Source organism: Salipiger sp. HF18, from assembly GCF_011806505.1.
GTDB lineage: Bacteria > Pseudomonadota > Alphaproteobacteria > Rhodobacterales > Rhodobacteraceae > Salipiger > Salipiger thiooxidans.
Genome location: NZ_JAATOS010000929.1, coordinates 1 through 737, shown reverse-complemented (window position 1 = coordinate 737; position 737 = coordinate 1). Strand labels below are relative to the sequence as shown.

The 737-nt window shown below is 68.0% G+C and carries 2 protein-coding genes; both read right to left on the bottom strand.

Going from position 1 to position 737, the window contains the following annotated elements; translation table 11 throughout:
- Positions 1-487: caspase family protein (locus HC022_RS28060; RefSeq protein ID WP_167454546.1), on the bottom strand; the 487-nt coding region annotated here is incomplete at its 3' end.
- Positions 488-518: 31 nt separating this feature from the next.
- Positions 519-737: hypothetical protein (locus tag HC022_RS28055; protein WP_167454545.1), on the bottom strand; the 219-nt coding region annotated here is incomplete at its 5' end.

Below are 737 nucleotides of genomic sequence, written 5' to 3'. Positions count from 1 at the left end.
CGCCGGTCGGGCGCGGGAAGCGGTCGAGAAAGGGGAAGATTCTGCTCGGCTGCACTCGCGCCTGCCCCAGCGTGGCGGGCAGCGAGCGGCAGACGTCCGAGACGAAGACCACGTTCTTGACCCCGCAGAACTTGGCGGAATCCCGACTCTCGTCGAAGTTCACGCATTCCGCGGGATCTCCGGGGGCGCCGCTCAGCATCCAGACGTCGCTGGCGTTCTGGAAGAGGCCGTGACCGATGTAGTAGATCACCAGCATCTCGTAGCGGGTGGGCGTCAGGTAGTGCGAGACGGCGTCGAATATCTGCTTGCGGGTGACGGGCGCGCCGTCCTTGTCGGTGATGACCGTGACGTCGTAGCCGGGCTCGAGCTGCCGCAGCCAGTCGCCGATCTCGCTGGCGCTCGACGGGGCCGACACGAGTGGCGTCAGGCCCGCAGAGGTGCTGACCCCGATCACCACGGCGGCGCGCTTGTTGGGGGTTCCGTTCATCGTGCTGGCCCTCCTTCGCTTGGTCCGGCGGTCAGGTCCGGGTCTGTATCTCGGCGATCAGGGCGCGGTGGAAAAGCATCCCCAGCGCCAGCGCGAAGCCCGCGTCGAAGATCGCGAAGCGCCAGAACTGCCAGCCGAGGCAGAGGTAGATCAGCGCCATCAGCACCCGGCCCGCCAGCGCGATCGCCACCTGGAACCGCTGCCGGACCGGGTCGAGCCATGCCAGCACCTGCAGCGCCGAGACCAGCAG